At 57.7% G+C, this 20,328-nt stretch carries 18 protein-coding genes; 15 read left to right on the top strand and 3 right to left on the bottom strand.

Annotated elements, in window-relative coordinates; translation table 11 throughout:
• Window positions 1–384 precede the first annotated feature (384 nt).
• The 14 genes from C0U40_RS18180 to C0U40_RS18245 all read left to right on the top strand — a co-directional run bounded on the left by C0U40_RS18180 (window position 385) and on the right by C0U40_RS18245 (window position 15,257).
• On the top strand, window positions 385–1,596 hold the full coding sequence (locus C0U40_RS18180) for a CaiB/BaiF CoA transferase family protein (RefSeq protein WP_101657225.1): 1,212 nt from the start codon (window positions 385–387) through the stop codon (window positions 1,594–1,596).
• Entirely contained in the window at window positions 1,593–2,759 is a 1,167-nt protein-coding gene (locus tag C0U40_RS18185; RefSeq protein WP_180957746.1) for an acyl-CoA dehydrogenase family protein, read from the top strand. Before C0U40_RS18180 ends, C0U40_RS18185 begins: the two co-directional genes overlap by 4 nt.
• Before the next feature lie 108 nt (window positions 2,760–2,867).
• Window positions 2,868–3,722, top strand: a complete 855-nt coding sequence (locus C0U40_RS18190; RefSeq protein ID WP_027238714.1) for an SDR family oxidoreductase — start codon at window positions 2,868–2,870, stop codon at window positions 3,720–3,722.
• A gap of 38 nt (window positions 3,723–3,760) precedes the next feature.
• Window positions 3,761–4,567, top strand: coding sequence for an ABC transporter ATP-binding protein (locus tag C0U40_RS18195; protein ID WP_101657264.1), 807 nt, complete (start codon window positions 3,761–3,763; stop codon window positions 4,565–4,567).
• Window positions 4,560–6,479 (top strand): AMP-dependent synthetase/ligase, encoded by a 1,920-nt coding sequence (locus C0U40_RS18200; RefSeq protein ID WP_101657226.1) that lies wholly within the window; start codon window positions 4,560–4,562, stop codon window positions 6,477–6,479. The genes C0U40_RS18195 and C0U40_RS18200 overlap by 8 nt, the downstream gene beginning before the upstream one ends.
• Window positions 6,480–7,367, top strand: a complete 888-nt coding sequence (locus C0U40_RS18205; RefSeq protein WP_101657227.1) for a branched-chain amino acid ABC transporter permease — start codon at window positions 6,480–6,482, stop codon at window positions 7,365–7,367.
• Window positions 7,368–7,370: 3 nt separating this feature from the next.
• Window positions 7,371–8,444 (top strand): branched-chain amino acid ABC transporter permease, encoded by a 1,074-nt coding sequence (locus C0U40_RS18210; protein ID WP_027238718.1) that lies wholly within the window; start codon window positions 7,371–7,373, stop codon window positions 8,442–8,444.
• Window positions 8,445–8,455: 11 nt separating this feature from the next.
• On the top strand, window positions 8,456–9,268 hold the full coding sequence (locus tag C0U40_RS18215) for an ABC transporter ATP-binding protein (RefSeq protein ID WP_101657228.1): 813 nt from the start codon (window positions 8,456–8,458) through the stop codon (window positions 9,266–9,268).
• 33 nt (window positions 9,269–9,301) lie between these two features.
• Window positions 9,302–10,540, top strand: coding sequence for an ABC transporter substrate-binding protein (locus tag C0U40_RS18220; RefSeq protein WP_353616052.1), 1,239 nt, complete (start codon window positions 9,302–9,304; stop codon window positions 10,538–10,540).
• Window positions 10,541–10,632: 92 nt separating this feature from the next.
• Window positions 10,633–11,883, top strand: a complete 1,251-nt coding sequence (locus tag C0U40_RS18225; protein WP_101657229.1) for an ABC transporter substrate-binding protein — start codon at window positions 10,633–10,635, stop codon at window positions 11,881–11,883.
• Between the two features lie 78 nt (window positions 11,884–11,961).
• Window positions 11,962–12,738: an enoyl-CoA hydratase/isomerase family protein gene (locus C0U40_RS18230; RefSeq protein ID WP_101657230.1), complete on the top strand. Its 777-nt coding sequence runs from the start codon at window positions 11,962–11,964 to the stop codon at window positions 12,736–12,738.
• 11 nt (window positions 12,739–12,749) lie between these two features.
• Window positions 12,750–13,532 (top strand): enoyl-CoA hydratase/isomerase family protein, encoded by a 783-nt coding sequence (locus C0U40_RS18235; protein ID WP_101657266.1) that lies wholly within the window; start codon window positions 12,750–12,752, stop codon window positions 13,530–13,532.
• A 40-nt stretch (window positions 13,533–13,572) separates the two neighbouring features.
• Complete coding sequence (locus C0U40_RS18240; protein WP_101657231.1) at window positions 13,573–14,331, top strand: electron transfer flavoprotein subunit beta/FixA family protein; 759 nt, start codon at window positions 13,573–13,575, stop codon at window positions 14,329–14,331.
• Complete coding sequence (locus C0U40_RS18245) at window positions 14,331–15,257, top strand: electron transfer flavoprotein subunit alpha/FixB family protein (protein ID WP_101657232.1); 927 nt, start codon at window positions 14,331–14,333, stop codon at window positions 15,255–15,257. Before C0U40_RS18240 ends, C0U40_RS18245 begins: the two co-directional genes overlap by 1 nt.
• Window positions 15,258–15,371: 114 nt before the next feature.
• Here the strand turns inward: C0U40_RS18245 and C0U40_RS18250 are convergent, their stop codons facing one another.
• Window positions 15,372–16,547: an acetyl-CoA C-acyltransferase family protein gene (locus C0U40_RS18250; protein WP_101657233.1), complete on the bottom strand. Its 1,176-nt coding sequence runs from the start codon at window positions 16,545–16,547 to the stop codon at window positions 15,372–15,374.
• A gap of 247 nt (window positions 16,548–16,794) precedes the next feature.
• Here C0U40_RS18250 and C0U40_RS18260 point away from each other — a divergent pair, with 247 nt between their 5' ends.
• On the top strand, window positions 16,795–17,952 hold the full coding sequence (locus C0U40_RS18260; RefSeq protein ID WP_101657235.1) for an acyl-CoA dehydrogenase family protein: 1,158 nt from the start codon (window positions 16,795–16,797) through the stop codon (window positions 17,950–17,952).
• 21 nt (window positions 17,953–17,973) lie between these two features.
• On the opposite strand, the gene C0U40_RS18265 is transcribed toward C0U40_RS18260, so the two are convergent.
• Entirely contained in the window at window positions 17,974–19,140 is a 1,167-nt protein-coding gene (locus tag C0U40_RS18265) for a CaiB/BaiF CoA transferase family protein (RefSeq protein ID WP_101657236.1), read from the bottom strand.
• A complete protein-coding gene (locus C0U40_RS18270) occupies window positions 19,137–20,303 on the bottom strand; it encodes a CaiB/BaiF CoA transferase family protein (protein WP_027238729.1) in 1,167 nt (388 codons plus the stop codon). Before C0U40_RS18270 ends, C0U40_RS18265 begins: the two co-directional genes overlap by 4 nt.
• Between the last annotated feature and the right edge of the window lie 25 nt (window positions 20,304–20,328).

Genomic DNA, 20,328 nt, shown 5'->3' on the forward strand with positions numbered 1-20,328 from the left:
TTCGAGCCAATTTGAGGATAGCGGGATGGCCCAGAAAAAACAAAACCGGAGAGAATCGTCGCGAAGCTCCGGGAGTCCGACGATCCCAGGGCGGCTCGTGCGGAGTTTCGAAGTAGAGTCCATGGTCCAAACGGCGCAATTCAATAGCGCTCGTTGGATAACTGAAGCGTTTCGACTTTAGATTGATACATGGCTTATCGTTTCTCGCACTCAACCGAAGGGAGCAGAAAGAGACCAAATTATTCAATCTTAGATCGAAGCGCTGTAGCGTACTATTTTGCACTCTGCGGCATCAGACCCCCATTTCGCAATCTCAAGTCTTGAGGTTTGCCGTCCACGAGGCTACTATTCTAACAAATGTTAGATTACTGGCGGCGAGAACGAATGCCTGGACCCCTTGATCACCTGAAAATCATCGAACTTGGCCACGTAATTGCCGGACCTTTTTCGGCAGCCTTGCTCTCGGATTTCGGTGCAGATGTCATCAAGATCGAGGCACCCAACCGAACGGATATGATGCGCGACCTCGGGCCCAAGGCAGAGGATGGAGCGGGCGTTTGGTGGAAGACGCTGGGCCGCAACAAGAAGATTCTGAGCCTAGACTGGAAGTCCGGCGAAGGCCGGGACATCCTGCGCAAATTGGTTGAAGGTGCCGATGTTCTTATCGAAAATTTCCGGCCGGGCGTGCTTGAACGTGCTGGTATCGGGCCGGAAACCCTTCATGAGTGGAACCCAGATCTGATTGTTCTGCGCGTTTCGGGTTACGGACAGGAAGGTCCGATGCGGGACGTACCTGCGTTTGGTCGTGCGGCAGAAGCCATGAGTGGTTTAGCACATCTGACCGGTTTCCCTGACGGGCCGCCGATGCACCCCGGATTTCCGGCGGCCGACAGCACGACAGGCCTGATGGGCGCATTGGGAATCATGATTGCGCTGTTTGCCCGCGAAAAGGGGATAGTACGGGGTCAGGTTGTCGATCTTGCGGTGTTCGAAGCGCTGCTTCGATTGATGGACTATCCTGTTCCCGCAATGACAGGTGCGAACCATTCACCGCGGCGCAACGGGCTGCGCCAGCCGATGGACTTTGCGCCGGGGGGCATGTTCCGCACGTCCGATGGGGTTTGGCTGACCGTCTCGGCAGGTAGCGCGGAAACTGCGCAACGCCTGTTGCGCGCGGTCGGAGGGGACTCTTTGGCCGATGACCCGCGGTTCGAGACACTCGGCGAGATGTCGCAGCACATGGCGGTGGTCTTTGACGCGATCAATGATTTCGTCACGCAGCACACCGCTGAAGAAGTTGCGGCTGTATTCGCACGACATGATGCGGTTGCCTCTCGGGTGTTGAGCGTCGAGGAGATCACGACCAATGAGCAGATACGCCATCGCGGGGACATCGTATCGGTCGAGGGCGAGCAGACCCAGGTCATCGGTCCGATCCCGCATCTAAGCGCGACGCCCGGTGAACTTCGCTGGCTGGGACGACCGCCCGGCGCAGACAGCCGAAGTATTCTAAGCGATCTTGGTTTTGACGATGAGCAAATCTCTGCCCTTTGTGAGGCAGGACTCGTGAGACTGGAAGGCAAGGGGACGCCATGACATTTAGAATGACCACCGACCAACAGGAAATCCGCGACCAGATTCTGCGGATTTGTGCACAATTCGACGATGACTACTGGCTGGACCGGGATCGCAACGGTGGTTTTCCCCATGATTTGCACAGGGCAATGGCCGATGGCGGCTGGCTTGGCATCGCCATGCCTGAAGCGGTCGGCGGCGCCGGCCTGGGGATCACTGAAGCTACGATCATGATGCAGGCGATTGCTGAGTCAGGGGCTGGCGCGAGCGGGGCCTCGGCCATCCACATGAACATTTTCGGGCTCAACCCGGTGGTGAAGTTCGGGACCGATGAACAGCGCGCGCGCATGCTGAGCCCCCTGATCGCAGGTGATGAAAAGGCTTGTTTCGGCGTCACCGAACCGACGACGGGGCTGGATACCACAAAGCTGAAGACCATGGCGGTGCGACAGGGAGACAGGTATGTCGTGCATGGTCAGAAGGTCTGGATTTCGACCGCGCAGGTTGCCCACAAGATGCTGCTTCTGGCCAGAACAACGCGGCTTGAGGATGTGACTAACCCGACCGAAGGGCTGAGCCTGTTCTATACCGATCTCAACCGTAATTTCGTTGATGTGCGAGAGATCGAAAAGATGGGGCGCAAGGCTGTCGATTCGAACGAGGTCTTCATCGACGGGTTGCCGATACCTGCCGAAGACCTGATCGGAGAAGAGGGCAAGGGGTTTCGGCAAATTCTGCATGGGCTGAATCCAGAACGCATCCTTGTGGCGGGCGAATGCATCGGCATCGCACGCAACGCTCTGACCCGCGCGGCGCAATATGCCAATGAACGAGTGGTTTTCGACCGGCCTATCGGTCAGAATCAGGGCGTTCAGCATCCGCTCGCTCAGGCTTGGGCGCGGGTGGAATCGGCCAATCTCATGGTGATGCACGCCGCCGCCCTTTACGATGCGGGGGAGCCCTGCGGCATCGAGGCGAACGCAGCCAAGCTATTGGCCGCCGACGCCGCGGTTGAGGCGACCGAGGCCGCACAGATCACCTTTGGCGGATTCGGTTACGCAAAGGAATATCACGTGGAGCGTCTGGTCAGAGAAGCGCTCTTGTTCCGCATTGTACCTGTGACGCCGCAGATGTTGTTATCATTCATTGCTGAAAAAGCGCTAGGACTTCCAAAGTCTTACTGACCGCGAGACACGGATTGGGATAGCGCGTATTCCCTACTTGATTATTTTTCTAACGTCCGTTAGATTATCAGACAAAGCCCCGCAATAGGGGAAAAGGGAGGAGGCGTCATGAGTGAGACGCAGTTCGGGTCTTCGCGAGAAGACCTGTCAAAACGCACAACCGTTTACGCACATGATTTGTTCGCGGGCAAAACCGTCGTTGTAACCGGCGCAGGCGGAGGTTTGGGGCTGGCGATTGCGGCTCTGTTCGCCAGGCTGGGCGCCAATCTGGCGATCAATGGACGCAACGAGGAAAAGCTGGCCTCCGCCAAAGAGTACCTCGAGAGTTTTGGGGGCAGAGTTTTCGCCGTGCCCATGACCATCCGTGACCCTGAACAGGTCGAGGATTTTGTCGCTAAGACGAATCAGGAATTCGGCTCCATAGACGTTCTGGTGAACAATGCGGGGGGGCAGTTTCCACAGGCTGCGCTGGATTTTTCCCCGAAAGGCTGGACCGCCGTCATTGACACCAACCTCAACGGAACCTGGTGGATGATGCAATCCACGACGCGCCACTGGGTTGAGAACAAGCAACCGGGTTCCATCGTAAATATCGTGGCGGATATCTGGCGCGGGATGCCTGGCATCGCTCATACCTGTGCAGCTCGGGCGGGGGTGATTTACCTGTCCAAATCGGTGGCGGTGGAGTGGGCGCCGCATGATATCCGCGTGAACTGCGTGGCACCGGGTTGCTGCGAAAGCAACGGTTTCGGGAACTACCCTCCAGAGGGTGCCGCAACTTTCCAGGATTCCAATCCGATGCGGCACGCCGGGGACGAATGGGATGTCGCTGAAGGTGTTGTCTATATGGCGGCCAACTCAGGAAAGTTTGTTACCGGTGAAGTTCTGAACATCGACGGTGGGCAGCAATTGTGGGGGGACCCATGGCCAACGGGTCGACCGGACCATTTCCTGATTTCCTGATGAAAGCCATGAACCTTAATGGGGACAATAAGATCCAGATGACAACGAAGAATAAAATAGCAGTTGGTACCGATGGCGGGGCGCTTCTGAAGTGCAACGGGGTCGAACGACGGTTTGGCGGCATCGTTGCTGTCACCGGAGTTGATCTCGTCATTCGGCAAGGTGAAATCTTTGGGCTTGTCGGACCGAATGGTAGCGGCAAGACAACGCTAACGAACGCAATTACCGGGTTTTATCCGCCAAACGTAGGCACTGTCCGGCTGGCGGGAAAAGACATCACGGGCACAGCGCCTCATAAGGTTGCCAAGCTCGGGGTTGCGCGGACGTTCCAGAATCTTGCCCTTTTCAACGGGATGAGCGTTCTGGACAACATCCTGCTCGGGCGGCACATCCACATGAAACCGGGCGTCTTACGCACGGCGCTTTATTGGTGGGCGGCGCGGCATGAAGAGATCGAGAACCGTAAGATCGTCGAGGAGGTGATCGAGTTTCTACAGCTTGAAAGCATCCGACATGAGTTGGTCGATGGTCTTCCGATCGGGCTGAAAAAACGGGTCGAACTTGCGCGGGCATTGGTGGCCGAGCCGCAAATGTTGATACTCGATGAGCCGATGGCAGGCATGAATCAGGAAGAGAAGGGGTATATGTCCCGCTTCATTCTGGATGCCCGTGCCGAACGCGGCGTCAGCGTTCTGCTGATCGAGCATCATATGGATGTCATCACCGGCATCTGTGATCGGATGCTGGCGCTTAATTATGGCGAAATGATCGCCAGCGGCATCCCGAAGGACGTTGTAAAAGACCCGCGGGTCATCGAGGCATATATCGGAGGGTCGCATGACTGATTTGACGCAAAAACAGTCTTCGGGCGGCGATACGATTGGTGCACTGCTGGCGCAAAACGCGTCGCGCCACGGAAAGGATATCGCGCTTCGCGAAAAGGAACGCGGGATCTGGAAAGAAACCACTTGGGCGGAATACGCCGAAGAGGTGCTTGCCTGCGCGGCCGGACTTGAAAAAATCGGCGTAAAGCCGGGCAAGGCAGTACTTATTCTGGGCGATAACCGTGCACGGTTGTACGGCGGCATGCTGGCTGTTTCGTTGCTGGGCGCCTATACAATGCCTGCCTATCCGGGCGCGACAATCGAAGAACTTCGGCACTTTCTTGGCGAAGTCGAAATCGTCGCGGCCATCGCCGAAGATCAGGAGCAGGTAGACAAGATCCTGGAACTGAAGGACGCGGGCGCCGAGGGTATCGACCACATCATTTATGATGAAGCGCGAGGCCTCGGATTCTATGAGGTTGAAGGGCTGATGTCCTGGGATCACCTGATCGAAGTCGGTCAGCACGATCTTAATGAAACCCCGGGCTTGCGCGAAGATCTCTTTGGTCGGGCAAAGCCCGGCGATCCGGCCATCTTCATGCATTCTTCAGGGACCACGGGCAAGCCGAAAGGTATCGTTCTGAGTCAAAAGAACGTTATTGCTGCGGCCAGGAACGGGCAGGCAGCGGGTGCATTCGACGAAAACGAGGAAATCCTCGCCTATCTTCCGATGGCTTGGGTGGGCGACTTCGCCATTACCGTCGCGGCGGCGCTGCTCTGTCGGTTCACCGTGAACGTGCCTGAGCGTCAGGAAACCGTCGTGCGCGACATGCGCGAAATCGCTCCGACATTCTATCTGGCGGCGCCGAGAAGCTGGGACCAGATGCTAACGACAATCCAGGTGGGTATCGAAAACTCGACCCCGGTCAAAAAATGGCTGTACCATTTTTTCATGGACCGGGCGATTGCCGCCGAGACACGCAAGCTGAATGGCAAAAGCGGCGGTGCACTGGAGCCTTTGGGCCGATTTCTGGGCGAGGCGATTGTTTTCGGCCCGATCAAGGACCAGTTCGGGATGAGCCGTCTCAAGAACGCGTTCACCGGCGGGGAAGCGATCGGCGAAGACACTTTTGTTTTCTACCGAGCCCTGGGAATCAAATTGCGCCAACTCTACGGCCAGACCGAAAATAGCGCGATCAATGCGATTCAGGCTCCGGGCGAGGTGCGCCTCCATACCGTTGGCAAACCCGCACCTGGCGTCGAGGTGAAAATCGCCGAAGACGGAGAGATCCTGGTGCGTTCGGACAGCGTGTTTGAAGGGTACTTCAACAAACCCGAAGCGACTGCTGAAGCGCTTGAGGGCGGGTGGCTGCATACCGGCGATGCCGGGTATCTGGAGGATGACGGACACCTGGTTGTTCTGGGCCGTGTCTCCGAGGTCATGCATACAGCCGGAGGTGAGCGCTATGTGCCAAACTACATTGAGAACCGGCTGAAATTCAGCCCGTATATCAAGGATGCGGCTGTTATCGGTGCCGGCCTGGATGAATTGACTGCCATGGTCTGCGTGGATTTCGAGGCAGTGGGACACTGGGCCGAAGTGAACGGGGTGCCTTATGTGTCCTATTCCGATTTGTCGCAACGCGACGAGGTCGCGGCGCTGCTGCACGGGGCATTCGAACGGGTAAATAAGGCCGTCACAGAGCCGTTGCGTCTTAAACGCTTTGTCAGCCTGCCGAAGGAATTCGACCCGGACGATGGTGAGATCACGCGGACCCGAAAACTGCGACGCAAGGTCGTACAGGAACGCTATGTCGACGTGATCGCGGCGCTCTACGACGGTTCAAAAGATGTCCACGTAAGCGCGCAGGTGACTTACGAGACAGGGGAAGTAGGGAAGGTCGAAAGAAGCCTTCCCATCAGGGAGGTATAAATGGATTGGGTCTTTCTATCTGAGCTTGCGATCAATGGAGCCTTGACGGGTCTCTTGTATTCGCTCTTCGCTATCGGCCTCGTGCTGATTTACAAAGCATCTTCGGTGCCCAATCTGGCGCAGGGTGGGCTGACAATGGTCGGGGCCTATGTGGTTCTTGCCCTTTCGCATGACGCGGGTCTGCCGCTGTGGCTGGCCATTCCTCTTGCTGCGGTGATCATGTTCGGCCTGGGATTTGGCATCGAACGTGTTGCCCTGCGCCGTCTCGCGGGCCGCCCGGTCGTCATGATCTTGATGCTGACACTTGGCTTGGACATCTTCCTGCGGGGAACAACACTTGCAATCTGGGGGGGGACATCCCGTTCGGTTGACTTGGGGGTCAGCTATGAACCGCTGTTCTTGGGCGACATCTTCATCAGCCGCATCCATCTTGTCGGTGCCGGTGTTGCGCTCGCACTCTTTGTCGCCTTCATGCTGTTCTTCCGAACCCGGACCGGGATCAAGTTGCGGGCGATCGCGGATGATTACATGGCTTCGTGGTCGGTCGGCATTTCGGTTGAGCGCGGCGTAGGGTTGTCCTGGGCACTGGCATCAGTTGTTGCCGTCGCCGCAGGCGTCATCTGGGGCGAGGTTCAGGGTGTAGATCAGGCGCTGTCGCTGTTGCTTCTGAAGGGCCTGACGGTGGCCGTTCTTGGTGGCCTCGACAGTATCCTCGGCGCAGTGATCGCGGGCATAATTCTGGGCGTCGTCGAAAACGTTGGTGCCGATTTTCTGGATCCGCTTGTCGGAGGCGGAAGCCGTGAGCTTATCGTCGCCGCCGTGCTCATTCTTACGGTCATGATCCGTCCGCATGGACTGTTCGGTCGTCACGACATTGAAAGGGTCTAAGGGATGTTTTATAGACTTTCCGGTGTCCATCACGCCAACTATGTATCCGACAGTCGTATCTTCAAGGTACCTGCTGACCGGAACCTGGCTGTATTCATCTTCCTGATTGGACTTGCCGCGCCATTCATCATACCGTCGCTCTACCTGAACAGTTACATGCTTCCGTGGCTGATCTGGACGGCCGCCGCCCTTGGACTTAACCTGGTGACAGGTTGGGCTGGCCAACTTCACTTGGGCTATGCTGCGGTCATGGCCGTCGGGGCGTATTCGGCGATCCACGCGGCGCGTTTCGGCGTGCCATGGGAATTCGCCCTGATCATTGGCGGGTTGACGTCATCTGTGATCGGCAGCCTGTTCGCCTTTGCCGCATTGCGGGTCAAGGGTCTCTATCTCGCACTCACGACTCTTGCGATGCAATTCGTGATGGACTGGGTTCTGACCCACTCGCCGGCGATTTCAGGGGGCTCGCACGCATCGCTCCAGTCACCAACTTTGGCGTTTCTTGGGCAGGATATTACCTCTGATACCGGTTTTTACTATGTCGCCTTCGGATGGTGTGTGTTGGTGACGATCTTCATGCTGAATCTCAAACGCACTGGGCTTGGTCGTGCCTTGGTCGCGGTACGCGAAAAAGACTTTGCTGCCGCGATCCTGGGTGTGAACAGTTTCTATTACAAGATCCTAGCCTTCGCGACTTCGTCTTTCATCGCGGGCGTCAGTGGTGCTTTGCTTGTCGCCACCTTCTTCTTTCTTGCCGCGCCGGAGCAGTTTTCGGTCACCGTATCTATCCAGGTTCTTGCGATGGTGATCGTTGGCGGCCTCGGCAGCGTAATCGGATCCTATTTCGGTGTTGCTCTGATCCTTCTTGTCCCCGGTTTGGTGAACGGTCTCGTCGTCACGGTGAGCGAGGGGCTTGGTATGCAGATCAATGTTGAAACGCTCGCTCACATCCCGAATGCGGTCTATGGCGCACTGATCGTCATTATCCTTCTGATCGAACCGCTCGGTTTGGGAAAACTCTACGGCAACATCAGAGACTATCTGATGGTCTGGCCCTTCGATCAGTTCAAGAAATAAGGGAAATGCCAATGCAAGAAAAAGTTGAAGCCGAGCACATTCTGTCCATGAACAGTGTCGAGGTGCTGTACGACAATGTAATGCTGGCGATCAAAGGTGTTTCGGTCAAGGTGCCAAAAGGCGAGATGATCGCGCTCTTGGGCTCGAACGGCGCGGGCAAAAGCACCTCGTTGAAAGCGATCAGCGGTCTTCTGAAGGCAGAGCGCGGACGCATCAGCCGAGGTGAAATAACCTTCCAGGGAACAGACATAACCGAAGTGCTCGCGCAAAACCGCGTCGGGATGGGTATCTGTCACGTCATCGAAGGGCGGCGGGTCTTTGAACACCTGACCCCCGACGAGAACCTGACCGCTGCTGCGCCGCGCGGAATGTCCCGATCGGCGCTGAATGCGGAAAAAGAAAAGATTTACGACTATTTCCCACGACTTGCCGAACGCCGCAATTCGCAAGCAGGCTATTTGTCTGGTGGCGAGCAACAGATGCTGGCCATCGGCAGGGCGCTGGTGACGCAGCCGAAACTGTTGATGCTCGACGAACCAAGTCTCGGCCTTGCCCCGTTCCTGGTCGAGGAAATCTTCGGCATCCTGCAAAAGATCAATCAGGAGGAGGGCGTATCCGTCCTGCTGGTGGAGCAGAACGCGCTGGCCGCTCTGGAGATTGTTTCGCAAGGGTATCTGATTGAGAACGGCCGCGTTGTCATGCACGGCACGGCCGAGGCGCTCAAATCCAACTCCGACATTCAGGAATTTTATCTGGGTGGCGGAGAAGAAACCGATTTTCACAACGTCAAGCACTACAGCCGACGCAAACGTTGGCTGAGCTGAGGTACTATTCAGAAATTGTTCAGGGAGGATCAAATGAAGGGACTTACCAAAGCGTTGGCCGTGTTTTCAATGGTTGGCGGAGCGATGTTCGGCACCCAGGCGCTGGCTGAGCCATTCAAGATTGGCGTCTGCTACGACCTCAGCAAAGCCTATACCTTTGCCACGCCGCAGGTTGCCCAGGCGGCACAGGATCTCGCCAAACTGGTCAATATGAAGGGCGGCATCGGAGGAGAACCGGTCGAGGTTATCGTGCGCGATCACGGGAACGAACCGCAGCGCGGGATCGAGTGCTACTCCAAGCTTAGCCGCGAGGGTGTGTTCGTCTTCGATACACTGTCCACCCCGGTGTCTCTGGCTATCCTTCCGCGGGCCATGGAAGATGGACGTATCCTGATGCAGTCACTTGTCGGCCGCGGCGATGCCGTGGATGGCACGGTTTTCGACTGGGTCTATCCGATCGGGCCTACCTATTGGGGGCAGGCCGCCAATGACGTTGCCTATATCAAGCAATTGCATGACGGCGATCTGTCGGACGTGAAGGTGGGGTTTGTTTACTTCGATTACCCCTTCGGGCAGGAGCCAATCGAGATTCTCGAGACCCTGTCCGAGAAAGAGGGTTTCGAACTTGAGCTTTACCCCGTTCCGCTGCCCGGCAGCGACCAGGCCGGAGTATGGTCCAAGGTGCGCCGCGACAAGCCCGATCACGTGATCGTCTGGATGCTGGGCGGTGCCCATGTGGTCGCATCGAAAGAGATGCAGCGCAATCGCATCCCGATGGAAAAATATATTTCGGTCAACTGGCTGAATGAGGTCGATGTTGCCAATATCGGCACTGATGCGGCCAAAGGCATCAAGCGCGGTACCAATGTCGTGGGCGGTCAGGATGTCGCCCTGTTCAAGGAGATCATGACCGAGCTTTATGACAACGGACAGGGCTCGGGCCCGATTGAGAAGACGCAGGACGTTTTCTATAATACGGGGCTGGCCATGTATTCGATCATGTTCGAAGCCGCGCGCAACGCGGTCGAACTCGAAGGGCTGCCAATCACTCCGACATCCTACAAGGCCGGACTCGAGTCGTTGAAGGGTTATGACGCCAACGGGTTGATGGCCCCCATTACGGTAACGGCCGAAGACCATGGCGGCGGTGGCCAGACGCGCATCGAAATGTGGGACGGGGAGGCTTGGGTGCCGCAAACCGAATGGATTTCTGAATACGGCGATGTCGTGTGGGATGTGGTTAAGGAAAGTTCCGCAAAATACGAGCAGTGACAGGCTGATAGTAGGAAGGGTGGCGCTGTACAGGGCGGCGGCGCTCACAAAACAGTTTAGCCGCCCTAAAATCAACCAACGGGAGAGAGAATATGAAAATCAAACAGCACATCAAGGCGGTGGCCCTTACTGCCGCATTGGCAACAAGCGCGACGGTGGCTGCGGCACAGGACAAGGAGCCGATCCCCTTCGGACTTTGCTTCGACCTTAGTAAATCGTACACGTTCATTTCACCGCAGGTGGCCCAGGCAGCCCAGGACCTGGCGATGTACACCAACGAAAACGGTGGAATCGAAGGCCATCCGGTTGAAATCATCATTCGCGACCATGGCAACGAACCGCAACGTGGCGTGGAATGCTATGAGCAGCTCAAGCGTGACGGTGTTTTCCTTTTCAACTTTCTTTCCACGCCCGTCACGAACGCGGTCCTGCCGCGGGCCATGAAGGACGGAAACGTTCTGATGCAGTCCTTCGTTGGCCGCGGCGACGCGGTTGACGGTGAAGTGTTCGACTGGGTGTTCCCGGTTGGTCCGACTTATTGGCAGCAGGCCGCCAACGATGTCGCCTTCATCAAAGGCCAGATGGGCGGTGATCTGAGCAAAGCAAAGATCGGGTTCATCTATCTGGACTATCCCTTCGGTCAGGAACCGATCGAGATCCTGAAAACACTTTCTGAAAAGGAAGGGTTTGAGCTGGAGCTTTATCCTGTGCCGCTCCCCGGGTCGGATCAAGCCGGCGCATGGAGCAATATCCGCCGTGATAAGCCAGATTACGTGATCAGCTGGCTTCTGGCGGGCGGACACGTGGTCGCCTCCAAGGAAATGCGCCGCAACCGCTTCCCGATCGACCGCTATCTGTCGGTTAACTGGTTGAACGAAGTCGATATCGCCAACATCGGCGAGGAAGAGGCGAAGGGCATCCTGCGCGGGACCAACGTGGCCGGTGGCCAGGAAGTTCCGATCGTCAAGACGATGCTGGACACCTACTATGCCAATGGCAAGGGCAGCGGTCCCGAGAGCCTTGTTCGCGACGTGTACTACAACACGGGCATGGCGATTTACTCGGCCGGTTTTGAAGCCGCACGTATCGCGATTGCCGAAAACGGTTGGCCGCTCACGCCAGAAAGCATGAAGGCTGCCTATGAATCGATCGAGAACTTCGATGGCGACGGCGTCATGGCCCCGGTGACCGTAACCGGTGAAGACCACGGCGGCGGCGGCAAGACCCGGGTCGAACAGTGGAATGGCGAAACCTGGGTTCCGCTGACCGACTGGAGCGCCGACTATCTCGACGTTGTGTGGGAAGTCATCAAGCACAGTTCCAAGTCGTTCTCTGTCGAATAAGCAGGAACTTCCCCGCGGCAAACATGTCGCGGGGAAGCTTCGCACTAGAATGTCACCAGTTAAAACGGAGCAGGTATCATGAGCCCAATTGATGTAAAAATCGAAGACGGCATTGCGACCGTCTGTATCAATCGGCCCGAACGCAAGAACGCGCTTTCCGTGGCCGCGACGAACGGGCTGACGGATGCCTGGGAAAAGATCGAGGCGGACGACAGCGTTCGTGTGGCCATACTGACCACGGCCGATTGCGGTGTTTTCAGCGCCGGGCTGGACCTCAAGGAAGCCACGCAAATCGCGCGCGACGAAGGCGTCGATATCCTGTCAAAGATGCGCGATCCATTTCACGAGACCATGCGCGCCTGCAAGAAGCCGATCATCGCGGCGATGACGGGGTCGCTGATGGCGGGCGGCATGATGCTGACGCTGAATTGCGATCTGCGGGTCGGTCTCAAGGGGACCAAGGTTGGCATTACCGAGGTAAAGATCGGTCGTGGATCGCCTTGGGCGTCGCCGGCGCTGTCCATGCTGCCGCAGCCCATCCTTATGGAAATCGTTCTGACCGGCGATTTGATGCCGATCGAGCGTCTGCACGAATACGGGTTCACCAACTATATCGAGGACACCCCCGATGCCGTTCGCGCACGGGCATTTGACCTTGCCAAACGCATAGCCAGCGGGGCCCCGCTTTCGGTGATCGCCGCCAAAGGCGGCGTTCGCGCAACCATGGACCTGGGCTGCGCGGGTGGTCTGAAAGAAGGTAAGCGCCTGCACGAGGTCGTGTACGCCAGCAACGACGCGATTGAAGGCCCCAAGGCTTTTGCTGAAAAACGCGCACCGGTCTGGACTGGAACCTGATGGAGACTGGAATGACTGAACTTATTCGTCTGGACAGGGATGGCCATGTCGGAATATTGCGTTTTCTTCAGCCAACTAAACGCAACCCTTACAGCATTGCATTCGTCGAGGAATTAGTGACACTCCTGCGCGAAGCCGAACGGGACGATACGATCCGTGCCGTTGTCATGACCGGTGGCGATCATTTCAGCAGCGGCGGCGATCTCGTTGGATTTCAGGCTGAAATCGCGAAAGGCGCAAGGGCGACATCGGAAATGGTCGACCGGGTTCACGATGGCGGACGCGCGGCCTATCTGTTTCGCAAGCCTCTGATTTCTGCTGTATGCGGGGTGGCATTTGGTGCGGGTCTCAGCCTGGCGCTGTCTGCGGATATCGTCGTAGCCGCCGAAGATGCCCGGTTGTGCGAAGTTTTTGCGCGCGTCGGCGGCTGTCCCGACACCGGCTCGAGCTGGCTGCTTCAGCAGCGTGCCGGTGCGGGCGTGGCGCGGATGCTTGTTCTCACAGGTCGTGAAATAGACGGGCGCACCGCCAGGGAACTGCGCGTTGTCGAAGAATGCGTACCCGCCGACCAGGTCGAGCAACGCGCTCTGGAAATTGCCCACGAGATCGCCCCACACCCGATGTTCGGCATTCAGACCGCCAAGCGCCTGATGCGCGCCGCAGCAGAGTGCAGCTATCTGGAGGCGCTGGACATCGAGCGCGATGCCCAAAGCGTTTTGCTGTGTGCGCATGATTTTCCAGAGGCCATGAAAGCGTTCTCCGAGAAAAGAAAACCCGAATTCAACGACCGATAGGTCGGTAGAAACCATATCTAACAACCCAAGGAGACCGTAGATGAAGGTGCTTGTGCCTGTCAAACGCGTGATCGACTACAACGTGAAAGTGCGCGTCAAAGCGGACGGAAGCGGTGTCGATCTTGCCAACGTGAAAATGTCGGTGAACCCCTTTGACGAGATCGCCGTCGAAGAGGCCATCCGCCTGAAAGAAGCCGGCAAGGCAGACGAAATCGTCGTTGTCAGCATCGGTGTGAAGCAAGCGCAAGAGACCCTGCGCACCGCTTTGGCCATGGGCGCCGACCGTGCCATTCTGGTTAACGCCGCCGATGACGTCCACACCGACATCGAGCCGCTGGCCGTCGCCAAGATCCTGGCGAAAGTCATCGAGGAAGAGGACCCCGGTCTGGTCCTAGCCGGCAAGCAGGCCATCGACAACGACATGAACGCCACCGGCCAGATGCTGTCGGCGCTGTTGGGCTGGTCGCAAGGCACCTTCGCCTCGGAACTGGACATCGACGGCGACAAGGCCGTGGTGACCCGCGAGGTCGACGGCGGTTTGCAGACTATCAAGGTCAACTTGCCTGCAGTCGTCACAGTGGACCTGCGCTTGAACGAGCCGCGTTACGCTTCGCTGCCCAACATCATGAAGGCCAAGAAGAAGCCGCTGGACGAAAAAACCGCCGCCGATTACGGCGTCGACACTTCGCCGCGTCTTGAAGTGGTCAAAACGACCGAGCCGGCAACACGTGCCGCCGGCATCATCGTCGGCTCGGTTGACGAGCTGGTTTCGAAACTAAAAGAAGCGGGGGCTGTGTAATGGCTGTTCTTCTACTCGCCGAAGTCAACAATGGTGAACTGGCGCTGGACGCCACCGCCAAAGCCGTCACCGCCGCCCGGGCAATGGGCGACGTGACCGTTCTGGCCGCGGGTGCTTCCGCCGCCGCAGCTGGCGAAGCCGCCGCCAAGATCGACGGTGTCGCCAAGGTGTTGGTCGCTGAAGATGCGTCGCTGGGTCACCGCATGGCGGAACCCACCGCCGCGCTGATCGTGTCGCTGGCCGGTGACTATTCGCACATCGTGGCACCCGCCACGACCGACGCGAAAAACGTCATGCCGCGCGTCGCCGCGCTGCTGGACGTGATGGTGATTTCGGACGCCTCTGGCGTTGTCGATGCAGACACGTTCGAACGCCCTATCTATGCCGGCAACGCCGTGCAAACCGTCAAATCTTTGGATACGACCAAGGTCATCACCTTCCGCACCTCGACCTTTGATGCCGCTGGCGAAGGTGGCTCGGCCGCCGTCGAAACCGTGTCGGCCGCTGCCGATCCAGGCCTGTCGTCCTGGGTCGAAGACAAGGTTGCCGCAAGCGACCGCCCCGAGCTGACCTCGGCTGGCGTGGTTGTGTCCGGTGGTCGTGGCGTTGGCTCCGAAGAGGACTTTGCCCTGATCGAGAAGCTGGCCGACAAATTGGGCGCCGCCGTTGGGGCCTCGCGCGCTGCTGTCGACTCGGGCTATGCTCCCAACGACTGGCAGGTGGGTCAGACCGGCAAGGTTGTTGCCCCCGAACTGTATGTCGCCGTTGGCATCTCGGGCGCCATCCAACACCTGGCTGGCATGAAGGACTCGAAGATCATCGTCGCGATCAACAAGGACGAAGAAGCACCGATCTTCCAGGTTGCTGACTTCGGCCTGGTCGCCGACCTGTTCGAGGCCGTCCCGGCCCTGACTGACGCGCTGTAAATCGCGTCACATCAAATGCGAGAAGGCCCGCCATCCGGCGGGCCTTCTTTTGTATACTCATCTTGTTCCTAATTGAAAGGGAACCGCTTTTTTGAGATGTCCATAGACTCTAATTCACATGGCTTCTATGGCTAGGGCAATCCCCTGCCCACCACCGATACACATGGTAATCAGCGCGCGTTTTGCGCCGGTACGCTCCAGCTCGTAGAGCGCCTTGACAAAGATTATGGCCCCCGACGCCCCGATAGGATGTCCAAGAGCAATTGCGCCGCCGTTGGGGTTCACCTTGTTGCCATCCAGACCAAGAGTTTTACTCACGGCCAAAGCCTGAGCCGCGAAGGCTTCGTTTGACTCGATGACGTCGAAATCAGAAATTGTCAGGCCTGTACGTTTCAAAAGTCCTTCGACAGCCGGAATTGGCCCGATTCCCATGATGTCCGGGCGTACTCCTGCAACATGATATCCAAGCAGGCGTGCGCGCGGTTTCAACCCTGCATCTGATGCAGCATCTGCCGTGGCCAACACAACTGCGGCGGCCCCATCATTGAGACCCGAAGCATTCCCCGCCGTCACGGTGCCATCCTTCTGGAAGGCCGGACGCAGTTTGCCGAGCATTTCAACTGTGCTCGCCTTGGGGTGTTCATCGGTGTCAAAAGAAGCAGTGTTGCGTTTGACCTTGACCTCGACGGGAACGATCTGGGATTTGAAATACCCCTCTTTGAGCGCGTTCAGAGCGCGCTCCTGGCTTTGAAGGGCAAACGCATCCTGAGCTTCGCGCGTGATGTCGTATTCGGCGGCGACGTTTTCCGCTGTTACGCCCATATGCCCGGTGCCAAACGGACAGTTCAACGCGCCGAGCATCATGTCAGTTGCACCCATGTCACCCATTTTCTGCCCCCAGCGAATGGCTGGCACGATATAGGGCGAGCGGCTCATGCTTTCGCTGCCACCGGCAAGAGCCATTGTTGCATCACCCAGCATCAGCGACTGCGCCGCTGACACAATAGCCTGTAGCCCAGAACCGCAGAGCCGATTGACGTTCATTGCGGGCGCCTTTTCTGGCACGCCAGCGGCAATAGACGCCGCGCGGCTAAGATACATGTCGCGCGGCTCTGTGTTAATAACATGGCCAAAAACAACGTTTCCAACCTGCTTGCCTTCGACACCTGAACGCGCAAGCGCCTCTTTCGCCACTATGCTACCCAGTTCGATCGGAGACGTGCCCGAAAGAGAGCCGCCAAAGGTTCCGATGGCTGTTCGCACACCATCCAATACTACGATATCTTTCATTTTCACTCCGGTTCTTCATTTTTTGCGTCACGCAGGCCGTGTACTGCCCAGTGTCAGCCCGTTACCCTGACCTGCGCGTTCGGTGCCTTGGTGGAACTTGCCTGGGAGTAGGAAGGTGATACCGCGCCAGTTCAGGAAAGCCGTCTCGAGCAAAATAACGCGGCGTTTGCCTTGAGACTGGGCCATTGCCGAAAAAATAACAGATGTTAGATTTTTGGCAATACCAACCTTAGGAATGGATTCCAAAATGTCTCTGATTACGAATAGTTCGGCCTGGGCCGCAGATGAACACAAGATGTTCGCGGATAGCACACGCAAGCTTTTTGATGCCGAAATGGCTCCAAACATCGAAAAATGGGCGGAGCAGGGCATTGTTGACCGCGACTTCTGGAAAACAGTCGGTCAACAGGGTGTCATGGGTGGCTCGATTGCCGAAGAATATAGCGGGTTCGGTGGCGGCATCGGGTTCGATGCGATTACCGTTTACGAGCAAGGGCGCACCGGTGACACGGGTTGGGGCTATGGCATCCAGTCCATCGTAATCCATTATATCAACGCCTATGGCAGCGAAGAACAGAAGAAAAAGTGGTTGCCGAAGCTGGTCAGCGGCGACAGTGTCGCGGCGATCGCGATGACCGAGCCAGGAACGGGCTCTGACCTCCAGAACGTCCAGACCCATGCGGAAAAGGATGGCAACCATTACAAGATCAACGGCTCGAAGATCTTCATCACCAACGGACATACAGCCGATCTGGTTGTCGTCGTGGCAAAGACCGACCGTAACGCTGGCGCCAAGGGCGTTTCGCTGATCGTTCTGGAAACCGAGGACGCCGAAGGCTTTCGTAGGGGACGGAACCTGAAGAAGTTGGGCATGAAGGGATCGGATACGGCTGAGTTGTTCTTCGAGGATGTGCGCGTGCCTACGGCGAACCTGCTTGGCCCGGAAGAAGGGCAAGGTTTCTACCAGTTGATGAAGCAGCTCCCTTGGGAACGGCTGATGATTGGCGTTACCGCGCTAGGCTTCATTGACTTTGCCATCGATGAAACTGTGAAATATGTACAGGACCGCAAGGCATTTGGTAACCGCATCATGGATTTCCAGAACACACGCTTCAAATTGGCGGAATGCAAGACCAAGGCCGAATTGCTGCGCACCTTCGTCAATGACGGGCTCGTGCGCCTCGAAAAGGGCGAACTTGATGCGGCCACGGCCTCGATGGCGAAATGGTGGGGCAGCCAGACGCAAAACGAGGTCATGCATGAATGCCTGCAACTGCACGGCGGTTATGGTTTCATGATGGAATACCCGATCGCGCGCCTTTATGCCGACAGCCGGGTCCAGATGATCTATGGCGGCACCAACGAGATCATGAAGGAACTGATCGCACGTTCGATGGATGTTTGATCCGTTCGGTGCCGGGGGGGGTTATTCTTCTCCCGGCCCGAGGATATCTTCGCTGTGCTCCCCCAGTCGAGGGGCAGGGCGGTGATCATGCCGCGCCGGCGTTGCCGAGAATCGTATCGGCGGGCGTGTCGTCCAGATCGCACCTTCGGTTGGGTGATCAATCTGTTGAAAGAACCCGGTCGCGGCAAGATGGGGATCGTTCGGCAAATCCGACAGGTTGCGCACCGGCATGGCGGGTATGTCGGCATTCTCCATCAGGGCAAGCCAGTCATCTGTTGTCCGAGTTAGGGCAATCTGCGCCACCATATCGTATACAGCGCCGATGTTGCGGCTACGGGTGTCCATGTCAGTGACCCAGACGTGGTCGATCATGTCATCGCGCCCGACCGCCTTGAAGAACCGCGCCCATTGTACGTTGGTGTAGGGCAGAATTGTGATATATCCATCTGCCGTCTTAACCGGACGCCTATGCGGAACCAGCATCCGGGCATAGCCGAAATCCTGCGGGGTCTCTTCGAAGGTGGCACCATCCAGATGTTCGGCCAGCAGGAAGGCGGCCAGCGTCTCAAACATCGGCACCTCGACATGCTGGGCTTCTCCCGTACGCTCGCGGTGGAACAGGGCTCCCATCACGGCATAGGCGGCCGTCACGCCGCCAAGCTTGTCGGCTAGAATCGTAGGGGCATATGCGGGCGGCGCTTCGGGATCGCGCAATGTTGCCAGGCTAGCTAACCCGGAAACCGACTGGACGGCATCGTCGAACGCGGGTCGGGCGGCATAGGGTCCGTCCTGCCCGAATCCAGTGGCAGATACCGTGATCAGGTTCGGATTTTCCTGGCGTAGGGTTTCGGGATCGAGAGACAATCTGGCTAGCGCCGCAGGCCGTATGCTTGAAATCATCACGTCGGCATCGATAAGCAGCTTGCGCAATCGATCCCGACCGGTCTGCGTCTTCAGATCGAGTACGACACTGCGCTTGTTACGGTTGGTACCCAGAAAAGCGGCGCCCATCAGTTTGTTGCGTGATGGCTGGACCTGGCGAAGAAGATCGCCCTCTGGGCCTTCCACCTTGATCACATCGGCCCCCAGATCGCCCAGCATTTGCGTCGCCAAAGGTCCGAAAACGACCGAAGTCAGATCCACGATCTTCACGCCTTGAAGGATCGCGGGTTTTTTCTCAGCGGTCATTTAGTTGCCCAACCTTTTTTTGAACGAGGGTAGAACTCGGCGCGAAGGGCTTTGCCTTCCGCATCGAAGGCCGGGCAGGGGCCCAGTGTCGTTTCGCCGACGCTGCGCCGGATCGGGGGTGTCGGGACCTTGATCTCGCCGGAGGGTGTGCCAATCACGGACCGGTCAAGCTGAGGGTGATCGGACAGGGTCGCCACGTCGTTCACGGCCCCGGAGGCAATGCCCGCAGCGTCAAGCCGCTTCAGCATCTCGGCGCGGTCATGAGAGGAGAACACGGCCTTGATGAGCGCTTCGAGCGCGGGCTTGTTTTCAATTCGCGCCGTGTTGTCGTGAAACCGGGGGTCGGTTGCCAGAGGCGCGTCGCCCAGTATGTGTTCACAGAACCGTTGCCATTCGCCGCTGTGCTGCACGGTAATGACGACAAGCTGACCGTCCTTGCACGCATAGGCCCCGTACGGGCAGATGACCGTGTGGTTCAGTCCGACACGGGGTGTCGGCTTGCCAAGGTAATCGTGATATAGCAGCGGAACCGACATCCAGTCGGCCATCACGTCAAACATTGCCACCGAAACACCGCTGCCCTTGCCGGTGCGATCACGCCCGACAAGTGCTTCGCAAATTCCGGCATGGGCTGTCATACCGGTGGCAATATCGCAGACGGAAACGCCAACCCGCCCCGGTCCGTCCGCCGTGCCGGTCACCGATGCCAGACCGCTTTCGCATTGCACCAGAAGATCATAGGCCTTGGCATTGCGCATCGGACCGTCCTCACCGTATCCGGTGATGTCGCAGGTCACGAGACGCGGGAACCTCTCTCGCAGCGTGGCGGAATCGAGCCCAAGCTTGACCAGCGCGCCCGGCAGCAGGTTTTGAATAAACACATCCGCGTTTTCCAGCATCCTGAGCAGGATTTCCCGGTCCTCGCCGGCTTTAATATCCAGGGCGACCGATTCTTTCCCTCGGTTCAGCCATGTGAAATAGGCGCTTTCACCATTGGCGGCGGTATCGTAGGCGCGGGCGAAATCGCCTGTGCCCTTGCGTTCGATCTTGATCACGCGCGCGCCGGCATCGGCCAGTCGCGAGGAGCAAAAAGGCGCGGCGACTGCCTGTTCCAGCGCAACTATGAGTTTGCCAGAAAGGGGGGCTAAATCTGAACCTGACATGAGTTTCCCGAAAATGTTCCAAAGA

Source organism: Neptunicoccus cionae (assembly GCF_002860325.1).
In the GTDB taxonomy this organism is placed as follows: domain Bacteria; phylum Pseudomonadota; class Alphaproteobacteria; order Rhodobacterales; family Rhodobacteraceae; genus Amylibacter; species Amylibacter lutimaris.